Origin of the sequence: Massilia sp. Root418 (assembly GCF_001425265.1) — a bacterium.
Taxonomy (GTDB): domain Bacteria; phylum Pseudomonadota; class Gammaproteobacteria; order Burkholderiales; family Burkholderiaceae_D; genus Rugamonas.
The window spans coordinates 977,207-994,022 of the sequence record NZ_LMEC01000011.1 but is presented as its reverse complement, the minus strand read 5'-3'; the positions used below and the strand labels follow the sequence as shown (position 1 = coordinate 994,022).

Genomic DNA, 16,816 nt, shown 5'->3' with positions numbered 1-16,816 from the left:
TGTTCCAATAAAAAATGCCGCCCGGAGGCGGCTATTTCTGATACATCGCACTGACCGCGTGAACTTCCATCACGCACACGTCCTGCTCGAGCTGGTCGTACTCTTCAGGCGGCAGCGCCATCCGATCCAACTTGTGATAGAGGACGTTGTAATCCAGCCCGGTCGGGCCGTTTGGGCCGTTGCGCCATTGCGTCCGCAATGACTCAAACAAGCTGTACGCGATCAGGTTTTCCGGCCAGATTTCCACAGGCTCGCTTGCAAAGTCCTCCGGCGCGAACCCGGACTGCTCCATCTCCTCAATGGATGGCTCGCGCTCGTAGATCGCCTTTGCAAGCTCGATCAGTTTTTTGTGCGCGCCTCGGCCACGGCGGTGCGGTAGACGGTAGCAATCGCGTTCAGCGCACCGGGGTTTTCGTTCTCGAGCTGGAGCAGCGATTTCTCGGTGAACGGATCGTCCAGATCCCAGCCGTCAGCGATTTTCAGCACGTAGGCTGCATTCCCTTCATCGGCCTCGTTGAACCAGTCCAGGACGGTCTTGGACTTGACCACGGCGGGCGCGCCGCCGGCAGCGCCTGCGGTTTCCAATTCGCTCTGCTTTTCCGCTTCGACCTTCTCGGCCTCGGCTGCGGCGGCCATGCGCTCGTCAACCAGTTCAGCGAACTGCTTGCGCGTGCGGTAGATGAAGCTCATTTCGATCTCGCCGATCACGCCGCTCAGCAGCACGATCTCGACCACTTTCTTGAAGTTCTTCGGTGCGTTACCCAGCTTGACTTTGATTTTTTGCTTGGACATTTTTTACTCTCAGGGGAAGGAAAAAGACCCGCAAGGTGCGACCGAGCGGGCATAAAAAGACCCGCAAACGCGGGCCTGGAGACACTGGGATTAGCTGGCGTAGCGGGTCAGGCGGTTGTTGCCGTTGAACGCCACGGACACCTGGTTGATCTGACCGTCCTGCAGCTTCACGGCTTCGTTCAGCGCCACCGTGCAGGGCTGGTACAGCGTGGCGCCGGAGCGCGAGAGCATCTTCAGGCAGGTGTCGGTCTGCACTTCGGTCAGCGACTTCAGAGCGGTGTATCCGGCCGTGCCGATGGCGTCGGCATCCAGATTCATGGTGTAGCCGGTCGCCGCGAAGCCGTCATTGATCGAGTACTCGGAATCCGACTCCACGTACTTGAAGTTTACGGTCTTGGGATCGCCGCCGGACGAGGCCGGATTCATCACCTGGGTGATCTGGGTGAAGGTGGTGACCTTGCGCACCGAGCCGATGCCGGTGCCTGCCGGGAAGAAGGTAGTGTTGGTGGTGTCCTGGCCTTCCAGCACGAAGCTGTCCGTGGTGCTCGACTTGATACGGAAGTTGCGACGGTTGATGCGGCCCCAGCCCGAGGTGATCTCAACGATGTCGCCGTTGGCGTAGCCGTGCGCAACGGCGGTGACGACCGCCTCGGTGGCGTTGGTGACGATGGTGACCGGCTTCACTGCGCCGTACGCGGTGGCGATGAAGAACAGCGTGCCGGTGGGTACTTGTGCCATGGTGTTTCCTTTCGATGGACGTAAAAAAGGCCGCTGGTGGCGGCCGGTGGTGATTGCCCATGAAGGGCTGAAAATGTAGCGTCGTAGATGGGGCTGGTGCTCAATACCAGACGCTGAAGTCCTGCCGGGTGCCGCGCAGCTTCGTGGCTGGCTCGTAGTCGGAAACACGAGATCCGACCACCGTGGTCTGCAGCGCTTCCGTAAGGCGCATCGCGTCCTCCACCTGATCGGCGAGGTCGGAGGCCGCTAGGCGCGTGGCGGCCCAGACATTGACCTGAATACGGGCGTTGCGCTTGCCCGGCAGCGCGGCCTCCGTATAGTTCACCGCGTCGCCACCGACCTGTTGATAGGTGATGTACGGCGGCTGCACACCGTCCGGGCCGATGTCCGGATACACCTGGTCCGCGACCAAGTGCTTCAGCGCGTCGAAAATCTGCGGTTCCAGGCTCACTATGGCTGCTCCAGTTCCAGCAATTTCTCAGCCATCTTCGCGCGCGCCTGTTGGACGGCCTCAGGTAGCTGAGACACCGCGGGGCGTAAAAAGGGGTATGCCGGCGCCCGGGAAGTGCCAAATTCGATCAGGTGGCCGTGGGGCGCCTTGCGCTTGTTCCAGCTGACCCGGTAGAGCTTCAGGGTGCCATCCGACTTTTCCGGCGAATAGGCCCGGTAGATCGCGCTTTGCAGCAGCCCCGTTTTGCGATTTCGAGAGGCGTTCAACCTCGCCTCGTCGTAGACCACCTTCGCCATCGCGGCTGCACCGGCCATCGCAACGTCTTTCTGCACCTTTTCACCAAACTGCGCGACCGTAGCCTGCAGGCCAGCAAGCTGGCTCAAGTCTATTCTGAAGCTCATACACTCCTCCGGGAGCACATCAGTTGAATCTGGCGGCCATCCTGCCCCAGCACGGCCTCGACGTTGTAGATGTCCGCGCCGTAGAGCACACGCATGGCCGGGAGCACGCCAGGGCGATGCCGCATAGTGATCGTGGTCGTCACGCTGTTCTGCGTGGCGCCGGCGGCGACGAACTCGCGGCCGCTCACATCGCGCACCTCTGCCCACAGCTTCCCGTCCCCCTCGGTGATCACGTTGACCCAGGCGTCCACCTGCTCACCGGCCGCATCCCTCGCCGGGCCGCGCACTTGCAGCAGGACACGTTTGTTCAGGCGGGCGGCCAGGCTCATGCGTAAGACCGGCATGCGTCGAGCAAGCCGTCCAAGTAGGTAGATTGCACGGTGTCGCGCTCCAGGCGCGTGGCAGGGTCAAATTGCTCGCGCATCTTGGCCAGGATGTAGAGCTGCACATTTTCCGGCGTGCTGTCCGGCGTATCGCCGTAACCGCAGACCACCTCGATGGTCACAACGTCCACGTCGTCCAGCGTGGCCGGCCAGCTGGCGCCGCGCGCGGGCAGCAGCGAGGACTGGTACTGCTCGCGACGCACGCGGTAGCCGGTGTCGGCCAACGTCTGCTCGACACCGTCCGGGTCGATGTACTTGACCGAGGCGATCTCGATCACTGGATGGGGCAGCGTGATTGCGTCCCCAAAGCCGTCCGCAGTGACGCGCCAGGTCTGCTCCATCATGCACTGGCCGATTTCGTGTTCCAGATCCGCTATCACACCTTTGGTCCAGCTCGTGACGAGGGCATCCAAGTCGCCGCCATCAATGCCCATGTTGGACTTCACCAGGGCAAGGTCAACGGCCAGCACCGCTGGCGGCGTGATGCGGATCTCGGCCACGATTAGCCCGCCGCGAGGGAATCGGCGTAGGCTACGGCGGCCGGGTCGGCATCCAGAACGCCGGCCAGCGATTCGAGTAGCGCCGGGTCGATCTCGATGACGTCGTTGCAGCTGCCGTGCACGCAATCGACCAGCACGCGAGCGCGCACGGTACCGACGGCATCGCCATCAGTGTTGTTGTCTTTTTTGCTCATGGGGTTCTCCGAAAGGGTTGAAGTGGCCGGCGGGCGCCGGCCACTGGTTTATCAGGTGGCCGAGTTCTGGTACACCTTGACGGCCGCCGGCTCCAGCAGGTTGCCGCCGGAGCGCTGCCAACCGCAGAAGCCGACTTGGCCGTTCAGCGCGAACGCACTGTCGTCGAAGCGGCGCAACGTGGTGCTGTTGGCGACATCGCGGATGCTGTACTGGGAGAAATCACCGAAGGCAATCGACTTGGCGTTGGCCGCCATGGTGGCCATGTCGTCGTTGATCGCCACCGGGTAGCCGTTAAGCAGATCAGGGGCGTCGGCCGTGATGGCAGGGGTCCAGATTGGGCGGCCGGTGGTGTCCTTCAGCTTCGAGACGATGGCAACGCTCAGGTCGTTCATCATGTAACGTGCCTTGGCGCGGTAGGCGCGGTTGACGGCGTGCTTGATGTCGATCAGGTCGTCATAGGTCACCGTCAGCATCTGCCCCGTGGCGCCGACTTTGCCGACGCCGGAGCGCGGGATAACGCCGTCCGGGGTGGTGGTGCCGGCGCCGGTGGTGAAGTGCTTGTTCTGAATCCGGGCAATACGCATCGCCAGGCGCGACACCACCAAGGCGATCACGTCGATTGCGCTGTCCTGGATCAGCTCAACCGGCAGCGCGATCTTCTTCGAAGAATACTTGAAGACAGGCAGCGCCACGGTCCCGAAGGTGATGTCGCCGCTGCCGGCCGCCGCGTTTTCGCCAACGATCTCGCCGTCCTCGCCCGTACCGTCGGAGGTCGGGAAATTCAGGGCGTTGCCGCCCGCCGTGGTCAGGATCGTCGCCACTTCACGCATGCCGCCGTAGGCCTTCAGCTTTTCGATGACCATCGCGGCAATCTCGGCCGGCACCGTGTAACCGCCCTCCGAGCCCGTGGTGGTGGACATGGCGTTGCGGATTGCCACGGCTTGCTCCGCCGTGACGTTGGCACCGTTGCGGATGAACAGCGCGACGGCCACCAGCGCGTCTACGGTCACGCCCTCTTCCTTCTTCGGCGGGGCCGAGTTGAAGAATTGATCGGCCTCCAGCTCGCGCATCTTTTCGACCGCCTTGACCTGGGCCTTGGTCTGTTCGATTTCGTTGGTCAGGTTATCGAACTTGGTCTGGTCTTCCTTGGTCCAGGCTTGGTCGCCCTTCTCGGCGAGCAGGTGGTTGGCTTGGGTGGCGAGGTTGGCAATCTTCTCGCGCAGGGCTTGGATATTGGTCATTTCGATTTTCCATAAAAAAAGGAGCCTATGGCTCCTTGTCTTCGGGGTGGACGACCCCGGGCGGGCGTAGCGCGAGAGGCGTTACAGGGCTTGTAGCAAAGCGAGTCGGTTGACGTTGGCCTGGCGCATGGACGGCGCCGCTGCCGGCGCTGGCGCCGGAGCGACAGGCGCTGGCGCAGCAGGCGGGGCGGCGGGCGCACCAGCCAGGGCCTGGGGAGTTTTCTTGAACGACGCGAGGTTCCACACGTTCGACGGCTTGGCCGGCGCCGCGACGACACGGTCAATGAAGCCGTGCTCCAGCGCCTCGGCGGCGGTGAACCAAGTCTCAGCGTCCATCCAGGCCGCGACATCTTCCACGCTCTTGCCGGTCTTGCCGGTGTAGTCGGCGATGATGGAGCCTTCCACCTTTTGCAGCAGGTCAGCCGTCTCGCGCAGCGCCGTCTTGTCGCCCCAGGCGAGGCAGCTGGCGTTGTGGATCATGAAGAACGCGCCGTCGGACATTTCGACCTCGTCGCACGCCAGCGCCACGCCGGTGGCGGCGCTCGCGCAAAGGCTGTCGATGTGGGCGACGGTCTTGCCGGCGAAGCGCGCCAGGGCGGCCATCATGGCGCGGCCTTCGAACACGTCGCCGCCCGGGCTGTTGATATAGACGTGCAGCACCTCGGCGTCGCCGGCCTGGGTGATGGCGTCGATCACGTTCAGCGCGCTCACACCCCAGTAGGAGTCGATCACGTCGTAGATGTAGAGCGATGCCTCGGCGGCGTTGCGCACCAGGTTGACGGGCGCCTTCTGGCGCGTCGCGTTGTCGCGGTAAAGCTGCAGGATTTTGCTCATTTTGCGGGCACTTCCTTCTTTGGTTGGTCGCGCGGCGCGCGGTAAAACTCGTCGCCACCGGAGATCGCCGGCAAGCGCTTCTTGCGGCGAACTTCGTTGACGCTCATGTGGCCGTCGCCCGCGCCCGGGCCGCCCAGCGCGGAGCGGAAGTAGGCGGCCTGGGCCGCGCTGTCACCTTCGATCAGCGCGTCGCGGTCGAATTCAACAAAGCGACTGCGATCCCGGGGGAACAGCTTGCGGTTCAGCTCCTGCTCGATCTTCTTCAGCCAAGGCTGCAGGGTGTACTGCACGAACGCGCGGCCGATGCTCTCGATGCCCGAGCCCCAGGATGTGGCCCCGGTTGATTCGTTGATCAGGAAGCCCGGCACGCCGAACGCCCGCGCGATATCCAGCACCTGGAACTTGCGCGCGTCGAGCAGCTGGGCGTCCTCGGCGGACAGGCTGATCTCTTTCGCCATTATGCCCTCGGTGAGCACCAGCGGCAGCCGGTGGGCGTTCTGCATGCCAGCATATTTGTTGTTGAACGCGGTCTGCAGGTCGGTGATCTGCTGCGGGTTCATCTTGCCCGCCGACTGCAGCACTATAGACGGGTGGGCGCCGTTCTCGAAGAACTTGCCGCTGTATTCGTCCATCGCCAGCGCGTTGCCGATGGCGTTGCGCGCACCCCACTGGATGACCGACATTGAGCGCATAGTGGAATCGTCGAAGCCCAGGCCGGGGAAGTGCAGAATGTCCGACGGGTCGAACCAGGTGGCGATGCCGTGCTCCGGCAGGTTCACGTAGTAGCGCACGCCCTTGGCCGGGTCGCGCATCGGCGTCACCGAGCCCCATGGCAGGGGCAGGAGCTCACGGAACTCGCCGGCCAAGCCGCGCCGGATCAGCGTGTGGCGGTCGCCGCGCAGCAGCTGGCCCATACTGACGCCCTCCCAGTGGGCAGCAGCAGTGTACTCGGGGCTGGGCTGCTCGTTGAGCAGGTACCAGAGATCGTCACGGGGACGCTGCTCCGGGATGTCCGTAGCGCTCAGCTGGTACACGTTGAGCGGCATGCTGACGATGGCGCCGGCGATCTTGGCCACGCAGGCGGCGACGGCCGAAACGCGCATCGCCGAGGTAGCGGAGACGGTTGTGCCGCCGGCCGCGACGCCGAACGCATCCATCACGTCCTGGCTGTAGGCGACGTTGGACACCTGCCGTGCAGCCTCGCGCTCCGCCCGCCAGTTGGTCAGGATGGGCGAGCCTTCGGTGGCGGCGCGGCGCTGCACGTCGTCCCACGATGTATTTTTCGTCATAGCTCTACAAACCCCTGGGTGATTTCGTCGGTTTCCGCGTCCACGATGGCCCGGTTCAGGCACATCAGCAGGGCCACGACCCCGTCGATCTTGTTTTCCTCCCGCTCCTTGCGGGGGAAGATGTTCTCTTTCGCGTCCCGGTGGCAGACCGTGTTGCTGACCATCCAGGTCAGCAGCTCGTCGCCGTCGTGGTGGAAGCGCTTCTGCAGCACCAACGCTTCCAGCCACTTCATCGGCTCGCTGAAGTTCTTCACCGTCGAGCCGACTTCGATCATCGGCAGGCCGGCAGCCACCATGCGCTGGCTGAACTGGGTGGCCTGGAACGGGTCGTACGGGCCTTCCTTCACCGTGTACAGCCGGGCGTCGTCCAGGAAGTCCTCTTCGATAACGCCGAAGTCGGTGACGTTGCCCGGCGTCGCCACCAGCAGGCCGCGGCGCGCCCAGCCGTCGTACTGGGAGTTGGTCCCCTCTTCAATCGCCTTCTCATTCAGGAAATATCGCCCGAAGCCGTAGTAGTGCCGCACGCCGCCCAGGTCGCGCCAGAAGAGGCGCATCTTGGCGGCGATGTCCACCTTGCTCGCCAGGTCGTGCGCGACGATGGCCTCCTGCCCGACGAAGTCGGCAATGTTCAGCGCCGGGTCGCCGCAGGCGTCCCAGGCGCGCATGTCCATCCAGGCGCTGTCGGCATTCACCCACACGTTCAGGCGCTTGGTGAGGAAGCCGTTCTGCGCGCTGGCCATGGACATTGCCTTGCGGCAGGCCTCTTCCATGTCGTCGGGCATCACCGAGACGCCGTAGTTCGGGTTGGCCTTCGCCCACACTGCCGGGTCCGTCCAGTCGTCCTCGGCGTCAATCGTGTAGATGATGCCGAAGAAGCTGTCGTCTTCGAACTTGCAGTCCAGGATCTTCGTCACGTGGATGCGCTGCTCGTAGCAAATGCCTGAGCGGTCGCTGCCGGCCGTGGTGATCATCCACAGGATGGGCTGGCTGCGGGCGCCGGTGCCGCTGTCCAGCACGTCGTACAGGTCGCGCTTCTTGTGCGCGTGCAGCTCGTCGATCACGCCGCAGTGAATGTTCAGGCCGTCCAGCGTGCTGCCCTCGGCGTTCAGCGGACGGAACACGCTGGCCGTGTCCGGCACCGACATGCTGTGCTTGCCGATGTCCACGCCGAAGCGCGACACGAACGACGGCTCCCGCTGGGCCATGGTGATGGCGTCGTTGAACACAATGCGCGCCTGCTCGCCCGTGGTCGCAGCGCTGTACACTTCGGCGCCGGGCTCGCCGTCGGCGGTCAGCATGAAGTTCGCCACGCCGGACGACAGCGTGGACTTCGCGTTCTTTCGCGGCACCTCGATGTACACCCGCTTGAAGCGGCGCTTGCCGGTCTCGGCCACCTTCCAGCCGAACACCACGCAGAGGATGAAGCACTGCCAGTCCTCCAGCATGATCTTCGGGTACACCATCTGCCCGCCCACCAGCACCGGCCGCGCCCATTCGCCCTTGATGTGCGGGAGCAGCTGCTGGAAGCGGCACACCCGGTCAGCGGCAGCGGCGTCGAATGTGTAGCGCCAACCACCCCGCGCGTCGCGGGCCAGGTCGTCCAGGTGGCGGCGGCACGCCGCAATGACCCACTTGCAGGCCACGACCTCCCCGCCGACGACGCGTGTTGCGTATCGGTGGGCGCGGTCTACAAAATTCATGCGGGTTAAAACTCGTCAAAACTGGATGGGTTCTTTGCCGCCCCCCCGCCCTCGAACAGGGACAGCTGGGCGGCCTTGGTGCCGAGCGTTACCTTGGCGCGCATGGAAGGCGACAGGCCGAACTCGCCCAGCAGCTTCATCAGCACCTCGCGTTCCTTGTTTAGCAGCTGGTACCGGGCCGACTGCATCTCGTAGCCCTGCACGGTTCGCGAAATATAGGGCGTCTCCGGGTCCTGGTCGTTCTCGATGGCCTTCACGGCCAGGCGCGTGAGCGCCGTTTCGAACAGCACCACGCGCTCCACGGCCTGGCACAGCATGCCGAGCATGTGCTGGTCCAGCTTCGCGACGATGTTGTTGCGCGCCAGCTCGGCGGTGATGCGCTTCCATTCCTTCCGCGCTTCCTTGCCCAGGTACTTCGGTGGGTCGGGAATTTCCACCTGCGGCCGCAGCACGCCGTCCGTCGGCACCGGGCGGTGCGCCCTGTTGCCTTCCAAAACCTTCAGTTCCATCGGTTTTGGCTTTGGTCCACGTAGGCCCATGATCTACCTCTCTTGATACCCCCCACCCAATAACCTGCGCGCCCAAAATAAAGACGAACATGACGGTCTAGGCCATCGGCGGCCCGGACTTTCGACCGCCCCCGCCCGTCGGGCCGGTCCGAACCTGCGGGCCTCAAACCGGCGGCGCCGACGGTGCGCTGCGGCCCCAGCCGCCGTCCTCCCGCGCCGTCTTGCGGCTGTGGCAGGGTTTGCACAGTCCCTGCCAGTTGCTGGTGTCCCAGAACAGCGTTTGGTCGCCACGGTGGGGGATGATGTGGTCAACCTCGGTCGCCGCCCGAACCATGCCGAGCCTCCCGCAACCGACGCACAGCGGATTGTTCTTCAGGTAGGTGTGCCGCGCCTTCTGCCAGCGGTAGCCGTAACCCCGCTCGCTTGAGGTCTTACGCTCCGCGTCAGCCGCGCGCCGTTGTGAATTGGTGTGCTGCGGGCAGTAGCCGGGCGAATCGAGCAGCGCGCCGCATCCGACCCGACGGCATATGAACTTTGCCCCCAGCGCCACTATGTGCCCTTGCCGCTGCCGACTGTACGCACCAAGCGCTGGCCGAGATCGACCTGGAGCCGCGCCAACGCAATCGCAATCATCAACCATCGGCGCTCAGCTTCGATGGTCATCGTGATCCTCGTCTGTCAGGTTTCGTGCGTTCTGCAGCAGCAGGTACCAGCCCAACTGGCGCCGGATTTCTTCGCGGTCGGGTGGCGGTTCAGGCGGCGCTGCACCCAGCTCCATCTGCTCGCGGGTCGGACGTTCTGCCCAACGCGTTTCGCCTTCCATACCTGCCTCACAAAGTGATCGCCCAATGCAAAAAGCCCCGCGTTTAGCGAGGCTTTCAAAAGCTTGGGACGTGAGCCGTCCCATCTGCGGTGAATATTAAATAAAAAAACTTCGCGTGGCAATATTATTCTTCAATTTCTTTTGGAGCTGCGCTCGCGCATCAAGCAGCTCAGCCCCGAAGTCCAGCTGTGCGAAGCGCCACACTGTGGCCACGCCGCACTGCTTGCGGATAGCCCAGTCCAGGTGTCGCGGCAGGCTGGCGAGCATCGCCTCCACCGCTTCTGCCGTGGCGGTATCCATGCTGTCGTACAGCTGCTCCGAGTCCGCTGCGGCTTCGCTGGACAGACCGGCTGACCGGCGATGGAAGCCCAGGTTCAGGCTCCGCTTGCGCTGCCACTCAAGCCAGATCTCCAGGCACACGTCCAGCGGATCCTGCTGCACTACCACTATTTCAACTTTACGAATCGCCACCATGTCCTGCTCCTTTAAATTTCCGCCCGTTGCCGGGTTGATCTGCCTTTGTTCCGAACCCTGCAACGCTCAAGCCCGCATCTACACTCACTCTTGGCAGGGCATGTAGGGTATGCAGTGTTTCCGGTTCCTCATGCGAGAAAAAAAAGACACAAGCAGCAGCCACTTTAAAAATCCGCGCATACGCGGAGAAAGCCTGCAAACCCTATTAACCCTGCTACACCCCAGCATTCATGCGGGCTGCGACGTTGCAGGGTTGAGATTGAACCCTGCGCGCCCCTGCAATTAACCCTGCTCGTCGGTGATCCCATCGCCGCGAATGTCCCCCAGCTTGCGGAACCGATCGATCTGCTTTTCGACGGATTCTGTCTCTCCCTCCGCCTTGACCTCGAAGATCATCCTGGTGGTCTTGCCCTTTGCCCCGACCGCGACCGCACGCTTCACCTTGTGTTCGCGGCTAGCCAGCAGCCCGGCGAACTTGCACAGCGTGAGCGGCTTCTCGCCCGTCTTGTCGCACCAGCGCCGGTAGATCTTGAAAAGGTCTTCGGAGAGGCAGGAGCAGTAAGGAGCGGCCAGGTAGCCATCCTTCCAGGACCGGTGAAACGACATCCAGCCGTTCAGGCCGAACTCGATCACGCGCTCCTTGGCCAGCGTCATCATCGGCTTTGTGTGCTCATTGAATCCATCGAGCGGAAAGCTCAAGAGGAAGTGGTAGAAGGCCTCGACGCCGCCGGCGGCAATGGCCGCGCTGACCTCGTCGTAGAACTCCTTGGACTGCTTGGCCCGGGCCTCGATCACCATGAAGCGGCGGTCTTCCAGCTCAATCGGGATGGGCTGCGGCTCGTTGGATAGGAACGCGCCGTTCAGGTGGTTCCGCTCCGTGCGCTCCGGCAGGTTCTTCTGGTTGATGCTCATCGACTTGCCGGTGATCATGTACTTCAGCGTGCCGTTGTGGCTATACTTGTCGTCGCGGGACAGCACCTCCTCGAACAAAACGAACAGCTTGCGCGAGCGCCAGGCGGTGAACGTGGAGTCCAGCTGGTGCTGGCTGGCCACGGTGCCGTAGTCGCCGTAGATCGGCGCCACCACGTCCTGGAAGAACAGGCTCTTGCCGGTACCCTGCTTCTCGCCGAACATGAGCAGCGCGGTCTGCATCTTGGCGCCCGGGTTCTGCAGCGGGAACGCGAGCCAGCGCAGGATCCAGGCCACGCACTCGTCAACGTTGTCCTCGGCGCTGCACAAGGACTCGAGGAGCGCGAGGATCGGCTCCACTAGCGCCGCATTTGGCTTCGGCTTCAAGGGCCAGCCGAGGAAGATGTTGACGGTGGTTTCCGGATCCGCTGTCTGCGTCGGGTCGAACACCAGGTTCCGCGCCTCGATGGTTTTGCGCAGCGCGTGCTCCTGCCACTTGCCGGTCAGGTCCGCCGTATAGTCGGCCCGCACGGCGCCCAGCGTCATGACCTGCTGGCCGATGGCATCCCACACGGTCTCGGTGCCGCGCAGCAGCGTGAGATTGTCCAGCATTTCGCCCAGCTTGCCGCCCCCGGCGCCCCCGGGAATAGCGCGGCCGCCGACGAGGGCCGGTAGGCTGTCGCGCATGATGGTGCGGCGGCGCGCGTCCTTCTCCCATGCCGTGGCCGCGTCCTTCCCCACCCAGGCATTGAAAGCGGATCGCTTCATGCGCTGCTTGCGCAGCTCGTCCCAGATATCGGTGGTGGGCCACACCAGGGCGAAGTGCGCGATCAACTGATCTGCCGTAGGTGCCCTTAGGGCAACCGGATCATCCTCAGATGGGGGCGCGGGGGAAGCAGGGAGAGGCGGCGCCGGTTCCGCGAAAACCTCGCCGGGCACGCCGATCACCGGCTCGCTGGAGCTGATGCGCGCCAGCACGGCCCCCAGTTGCAGGCGCACGTCGTCCAGCGATTGCTCCACATGCAGGTCGTTGAAGTCCGTCCACTTGTTCTCGCCGCGATCTGCGAATGCGGGCCACGCAACAAAGGCATTGCCCACTTCGCGGGCAGCGGCGCGAGCGCGCGACAGGCCGGCGTTCTCAAACTTGGGGGTCCGCATGCGCCGCCCGCTGCGCACGTCAACGTCGATATAGCGCGTGCCGGTGGCGTCTTCGCGCCAGGTGGCGCGCACCGTGGCGCCAACGCCGTCCTCGGTGGTCACGTGGTGGTCTGCGCCGTCGATGGGCGGCGCCGCGGCGATACCGTAGTCCGCAGCCATGTCGCGCACGTAGCGCTGCTCCAGCTGCCAGTCGTCATCGGCCAGGAACAGGATCACGGTGCCAGGGAAGTCTGCGCGCAGCCGGCGCGCCACCTCCGCCAAGTTGCCCGCATTGAACGCCACCATCACCGGGAAGGAGCAGTCCGTGGCCATGCGAGCCGACTGGCCGGTAGCGTAGCCCTCGGCAATGCCGATGAGCCGCGTCTCCGGGTTGATGGTACCCAGCAAGCAGGCCGCCCCGATCATATCAGCACCGTCGTTGAAGCGCTTGGAGCCATCGACCGCGATCTTCTGCACGCTGACCACTTCAGCGCGCTGCCCTTTCGCATAGCGCCGGGCCGGCACGATCAGCTGACCAAATTCATCAACGCGCGCGAACTCGCCGCCGATCTTCTTGCGCACCAAGTAGGGAACAGCCGTCGCGTCTTGAACGGCTACCGCCTGAGTGAACTGGCGCCGGGCACGGCCTGCCGCGAGTTCAGCGGCCCGCGCGCGGCGATCTGCCTCCTGCTGCGCAAAGACCGCCTGCTTACGCTCCGCCTCCACCCGCTCTTCGTCGCTGATACCGGTCCAGTCGATGGCTACCGGAATGGTGCCGGGGTCTTGCCCTTGCCAGATGCCAAACGCGCCGACCACGACCTCCTGACCAGACTTCAGGCTGATCGACCGCAGTCGGTACCATGCCTTTTTGCCCTTGCCAAAGCGGTGTATCTTGCCGTCCAGACGTGGATGCCCTGCTGGCAGCTCCGGCAAGCCGTGGCCGTGCATTTCCAGGCCAACTTCCCCGATATTCATTTCTCGGCCATGCCTTCCATGCGCGCCACCAGTTCATGTAGCGCGCGGGTGGCGCCGAACACCAGCCCGCGCACGCGCTCAACCTCGTGCTGCTCGACGCGGCCATCAGCCAGAGCATCGTTGACTGCGGCACCCACGTTGCCGTTACTCGACCAGACCTGGGCGATCATCTCAAGTACTGCCATGTCCGACGGCGCAACATCGCCACCCACCTTCACACACACGTAGCCGTGATTGGCAGCGAGCGCGTGCAGCACGGAGTGGTTACCGGTCAGTCCCATGGCACGGTCTGCGTCTACCAGACCCACAATGTTGGCGGCTGCGTTCGGATTTGCCTTGTTCCGCAACACTGCGGCCGACATCGCCATGCGAACGGCCAGGGCTTCGCAGCCGCCGTCCGCGCCATGGACAGTCTGGTGGAACGCGTCAAGTATGTTCATACGGAAACCTTCGAAAAGAATGATGTAAACATCAACGAAACTTGGCAAGATGGCCTCATGAAAACATTTCTGAGCATCCCCAATTTCCCAATTGCAATAAAATGGGCAAAAAATAGCCGACCAATTTTGGCCGGCGCTTACTTTCCATACATCTCAACTTATCCGCTCCGACGATCGTTACCGCTCCTTGGCACCGAACCCACTAACTCGATCCCGAAGTTGTCCTGGGCAGTCTCAAGGGTGCTCGTGGTCATGGCCTGGCGACCGATGCGGGCACCATCTGGTACGGCGCTTGCGCCCCGGTTACCTGACGCAAGTGGCGGGCCGTAGATATCGTCAAACGAGACCTCATGCCCCAGAGTTAGGGCGAACGCAATAAGACGCTTAGCAACCTCGGGGGGCACACCCTGCCCGCGTTCATAGTGGGAAATGTTTCCCTGCGTGACGTGCAGGGCATCTGCCATAGCAGTTTGGGTGACGCCGAGCTGCGCCCGGATGCTTGAGATTCGGTTCATGAGGACATATTAGTCCGACTGCTAGCGCGTGTCAACAGTCCGACTAATTGAAGTTTATTAGTTTTCCTTATATCGTTGAAAAATGCCAGCACTCCCACTATCAGATGAACAACTCGCCGAAGCAGCGAAACTGAAATTCCTCTTCCAGAAATGGCAGAAGGAACGTCGCGACGCAGGGCTTCCCTCATCGCAGGAGGCGGCGTGCGAGGACCTCCCATTTGGGCAGAGCGCGCTGGCCCAGTATTTAAATGGCAAAATCCCGCTAAACGTCGACGCGGGAATCAAGCTGGCCAACCTTCTGGGCGCACAGCTCGCCGATTTCAGCCCTACGCTTGCCGATCAGGCTGCAAAGTTCGCCGAGGCCGTAGTGCCTCACGTCGAAGAGGCTGTAATGACTGCCGAGACTGTGGGAGGCTTCTTGGTCACAGACGACGACGCCCATGCGCCGGTCACTATCCCCATTCGAATGGTCGCCCTACATCTCCAAGCAGGTATTACTAACTTCGAAACGGCAGAGAATTTCGATAGTGATGAAAAGTTGCATATGCCGCGCCAATGGATTGAAGAAAATGATTTTGATCCTAAATCACTACTGGCGATTAAGGTAAAAGGCGAAAGCATGACTCCGACGATGTACGAAGGCGACGTCGTCGTTATAAACCTTCGCGACAAGGCACGCGTGAATGGCAAGATGTTCGCTATTAATTTTCGTGGACAAGCAATCGTTAAGCGGCTGAAATACGAACGCCGCGAGTGGTTTCTAGCATCAGACAACCCAGAATATAGGCAGGAGCCATGCAAAAGCGGCGAATGCGATGTAGTCGGCCGCATTGTATTCTTCCAAGCGCGCAACTTTAGAGACCGCCTCTAGTATCAGTTACTGAAAAATTTGATGTTTTTTACTTTGGTGATTCATCATGAAAACAGTCGTTCTATTGCTTCCCATCCTTGCTATCGCACTAACAGCGAGCGCATCCGATAAAGATGTTCTTCGCGACGCCTGCTCAGCGATCAAATCACCCAGCAAAAAATCAGCATGTTTTGATGCAATAGACCGTATTTCGACGGGCAGCCCAGACTCAAGCAAGATTGCCACACAAAAAAAGAAGACTCCGGATGAAAAGAAGATCGATGAAGCCCAGACGAGGATTCGCGGACTGCTGCGAGACCCCGAGTCTGCACGATTTTCAGGCGTAGCTATTTCTCCGGAAAGTGGTGCGGTATGCGGTATTGTTACTGCAAAAAATGCCATGGGTGGCTACGGTGATCCCGCCAGATATATTGTTACGGATGAGTTTGCGCGAATCGACAACGGCGAAAAGTGGAAAATGGATTACCGTTGGTCAGAACTATGTGGTGACATTTAGCAATCTTATAGCACTAATTGCCAGCAAGTGAGACTTCGCGCCGCAATCATTACCGTCAAACGCATCACCTTAGCTGTAGTACAGGTCGATGAAGAATCCACCTATCCAGCCACAGGCCAGGCGATGCTACGCCAAGCGGAACTTATATTCCGGGCACTTCCCATCGTCCTTCTAGGCCCGCGTATCGGCGGCTTCTCACGCAGCTACGCAACCTTCGATCTCACCCACATCGCTCCCGAGCTAAACGCCGATGAGATAGTTTGGCAGCACTACACTCTGCGCCAATCGGACGAACCTGCCCCGTTCTAAAAGCTCAAAAAAATCAACGTTCTAAAAATTTCTTTCAATTTATTAGTCCGACTGTTGACACGTAGTTAGCAGTCGGACTAATATACATCCATCGCAGCAACACCCACCGATGGAGGCCACATGGCACAGCAAGCACCAGCAGCATCCGCAGCACTCACCCACCTCGCGTACGCCATTGGCGCCCAAGTCGGCGGCGGCACCTTCGCAGGCGTCATCAACGTCGCGGGGGAATCCTTCGCGCTGATCGTCGCGCCCAAGGCTGGCGAACTGACCGCCGCCTGGCACGCCCAGCGCGCCTGCGTCTCCGGCGCCGAATCGTTATGCGACGGCCTGGCGAACACGCGCGCCATGGCCGAAGCCGGCAGCGTCCTCGCTGCCGAAGCGCTGGCCCTGGTCATCGACGGCTTCAACGACTGGTACATCCCCAGCCGCGACGAGCTGGAACTGGTCTACCGCCACCTGAAGCCGACCACCGAGGAAAACTACGCCTACGACGACGGCAAGAACGCCAGCAGCGTGCCGCCCGGCGAGGAATACACCGCAGACTTCCCGGTAATGACCGGCGTGCTGGCCTTCCAGCACGGCGCGCCGGATGCGCTGACGCCGACCTGGTACTGGTCCAGCACGCAGTACGCCCCGAACCCTGACTACGCGTGGTTCCAGAACTTCATCGATGGCTACCAGGTCATCAACCACAAGTCGGCCGAGGGCCGGGCGCGCGCTGTCCGCAGATTGCCCATTCAGTCCTTCAACCATTCCGCCGCCGAAGCCGCACAGTTGGAAGCCGCAGCGCCCGCCGCCGAGACCACCGCCGCAGCAGCCTGACCAGCACGC

General features: G+C 62.2%; 21 protein-coding genes. 3 read left to right on the top strand and 18 right to left on the bottom strand.

Translation table 11 applies throughout. The features are described from left to right. Positions 1 to 31: 31 nt before the first annotated feature. The 18 genes from ASC94_RS11945 to ASC94_RS31745 all read right to left on the bottom strand — a co-directional run bounded on the left by ASC94_RS11945 (position 32) and on the right by ASC94_RS31745 (position 14,306). Positions 32 to 292 (bottom strand): DUF1799 domain-containing protein, encoded by a 261-nt coding sequence (locus ASC94_RS11945; protein WP_056394719.1) that lies wholly within the window; start codon positions 290 to 292, stop codon positions 32 to 34. Between the two features lie 47 nt (positions 293 to 339). Beyond that, positions 340 to 792: a phage tail assembly chaperone gene (locus ASC94_RS11940; RefSeq protein WP_056394717.1), complete on the bottom strand. Its 453-nt coding sequence runs from the start codon at positions 790 to 792 to the stop codon at positions 340 to 342. 90 nt (positions 793 to 882) lie between these two features. Further along, entirely contained in the window at positions 883 to 1,530 is a 648-nt protein-coding gene (locus ASC94_RS11935) for a phage tail tube protein (RefSeq protein ID WP_056394715.1), read from the bottom strand. Positions 1,531 to 1,630: 100 nt separating this feature from the next. Further along, a complete protein-coding gene (locus tag ASC94_RS11930) occupies positions 1,631 to 1,981 on the bottom strand; it encodes a DUF3168 domain-containing protein (RefSeq protein WP_056394713.1) in 351 nt (116 codons plus the stop codon). Beyond that, the gene (locus ASC94_RS11925; RefSeq protein ID WP_056394709.1) at positions 1,981 to 2,382 is read right to left on the bottom strand and encodes an HK97-gp10 family putative phage morphogenesis protein; all 402 of its coding nucleotides are present in this window, start codon (positions 2,380 to 2,382) and stop codon (positions 1,981 to 1,983) included. Before ASC94_RS11925 ends, ASC94_RS11930 begins: the two co-directional genes overlap by 1 nt. Next, entirely contained in the window at positions 2,379 to 2,711 is a 333-nt protein-coding gene (locus ASC94_RS11920; RefSeq protein ID WP_162251411.1) for a phage head closure protein, read from the bottom strand. Before ASC94_RS11920 ends, ASC94_RS11925 begins: the two co-directional genes overlap by 4 nt. Next, entirely contained in the window at positions 2,708 to 3,265 is a 558-nt protein-coding gene (locus ASC94_RS11915) for a hypothetical protein (protein WP_056394706.1), read from the bottom strand. Before ASC94_RS11915 ends, ASC94_RS11920 begins: the two co-directional genes overlap by 4 nt. 2 nt (positions 3,266 to 3,267) lie before the next feature. After that, positions 3,268 to 3,459, bottom strand: a complete 192-nt coding sequence (locus ASC94_RS32990; RefSeq protein ID WP_056394704.1) for a hypothetical protein — start codon at positions 3,457 to 3,459, stop codon at positions 3,268 to 3,270. 51 nt (positions 3,460 to 3,510) lie between these two features. Continuing rightward, positions 3,511 to 4,701 carry a phage major capsid protein gene (locus tag ASC94_RS11905; protein ID WP_056394703.1) on the bottom strand — a complete coding sequence of 397 codons (1,191 nt, stop codon included), beginning with the start codon at positions 4,699 to 4,701 and terminating at the stop codon, positions 3,511 to 3,513. An 81-nt stretch (positions 4,702 to 4,782) separates the two neighbouring features. Beyond that, entirely contained in the window at positions 4,783 to 5,535 is a 753-nt protein-coding gene (locus ASC94_RS11900) for a head maturation protease, ClpP-related (RefSeq protein WP_056394700.1), read from the bottom strand. Next, positions 5,532 to 6,824 carry a phage portal protein gene (locus ASC94_RS11895; protein ID WP_082616429.1) on the bottom strand — a complete coding sequence of 431 codons (1,293 nt, stop codon included), beginning with the start codon at positions 6,822 to 6,824 and terminating at the stop codon, positions 5,532 to 5,534. Before ASC94_RS11895 ends, ASC94_RS11900 begins: the two co-directional genes overlap by 4 nt. After that, a complete protein-coding gene (locus ASC94_RS11890; RefSeq protein WP_056394698.1) occupies positions 6,821 to 8,524 on the bottom strand; it encodes a terminase large subunit in 1,704 nt (567 codons plus the stop codon). Before ASC94_RS11890 ends, ASC94_RS11895 begins: the two co-directional genes overlap by 4 nt. Positions 8,525 to 8,529: 5 nt before the next feature. Continuing rightward, a complete protein-coding gene (locus ASC94_RS11885) occupies positions 8,530 to 9,033 on the bottom strand; it encodes a phage terminase small subunit P27 family (protein ID WP_056394696.1) in 504 nt (167 codons plus the stop codon). Positions 9,034 to 9,196: 163 nt separating this feature from the next. Beyond that, on the bottom strand, positions 9,197 to 9,583 hold the full coding sequence (locus tag ASC94_RS11880) for an HNH endonuclease (RefSeq protein WP_229417240.1): 387 nt from the start codon (positions 9,581 to 9,583) through the stop codon (positions 9,197 to 9,199). Positions 9,584 to 9,952: 369 nt separating this feature from the next. Then, the gene (locus ASC94_RS11875; RefSeq protein WP_056394694.1) at positions 9,953 to 10,330 is read right to left on the bottom strand and encodes a hypothetical protein; all 378 of its coding nucleotides are present in this window, start codon (positions 10,328 to 10,330) and stop codon (positions 9,953 to 9,955) included. Positions 10,331 to 10,612: 282 nt separating this feature from the next. Beyond that, the gene (locus ASC94_RS11870) at positions 10,613 to 13,351 is read right to left on the bottom strand and encodes a DUF5906 domain-containing protein (RefSeq protein ID WP_056394692.1); all 2,739 of its coding nucleotides are present in this window, start codon (positions 13,349 to 13,351) and stop codon (positions 10,613 to 10,615) included. Then, a complete protein-coding gene (locus tag ASC94_RS11865; protein ID WP_056394690.1) occupies positions 13,348 to 13,839 on the bottom strand; it encodes a phage regulatory CII family protein in 492 nt (163 codons plus the stop codon). Before ASC94_RS11865 ends, ASC94_RS11870 begins: the two co-directional genes overlap by 4 nt. Positions 13,840 to 13,949: 110 nt before the next feature. Further along, a complete protein-coding gene (locus tag ASC94_RS31745; RefSeq protein ID WP_082616425.1) occupies positions 13,950 to 14,306 on the bottom strand; it encodes a helix-turn-helix transcriptional regulator in 357 nt (118 codons plus the stop codon). A gap of 82 nt (positions 14,307 to 14,388) precedes the next feature. Between ASC94_RS31745 and ASC94_RS11855 the strand changes: the two genes are divergently transcribed. The 3 genes from ASC94_RS11855 (at position 14,389) to ASC94_RS11845 (ending at position 16,807) form a co-directional block, all read left to right on the top strand. Further along, on the top strand, positions 14,389 to 15,177 hold the full coding sequence (locus ASC94_RS11855) for a helix-turn-helix transcriptional regulator (RefSeq protein ID WP_056394689.1): 789 nt from the start codon (positions 14,389 to 14,391) through the stop codon (positions 15,175 to 15,177). A gap of 46 nt (positions 15,178 to 15,223) precedes the next feature. Further along, positions 15,224 to 15,673, top strand: coding sequence for a hypothetical protein (locus ASC94_RS32495; protein WP_157201391.1), 450 nt, complete (start codon positions 15,224 to 15,226; stop codon positions 15,671 to 15,673). A gap of 429 nt (positions 15,674 to 16,102) precedes the next feature. Further along, positions 16,103 to 16,807, top strand: a complete 705-nt coding sequence (locus ASC94_RS11845; RefSeq protein ID WP_082616424.1) for a DUF1566 domain-containing protein — start codon at positions 16,103 to 16,105, stop codon at positions 16,805 to 16,807. Positions 16,808 to 16,816: the final 9 nt, after the last annotated feature.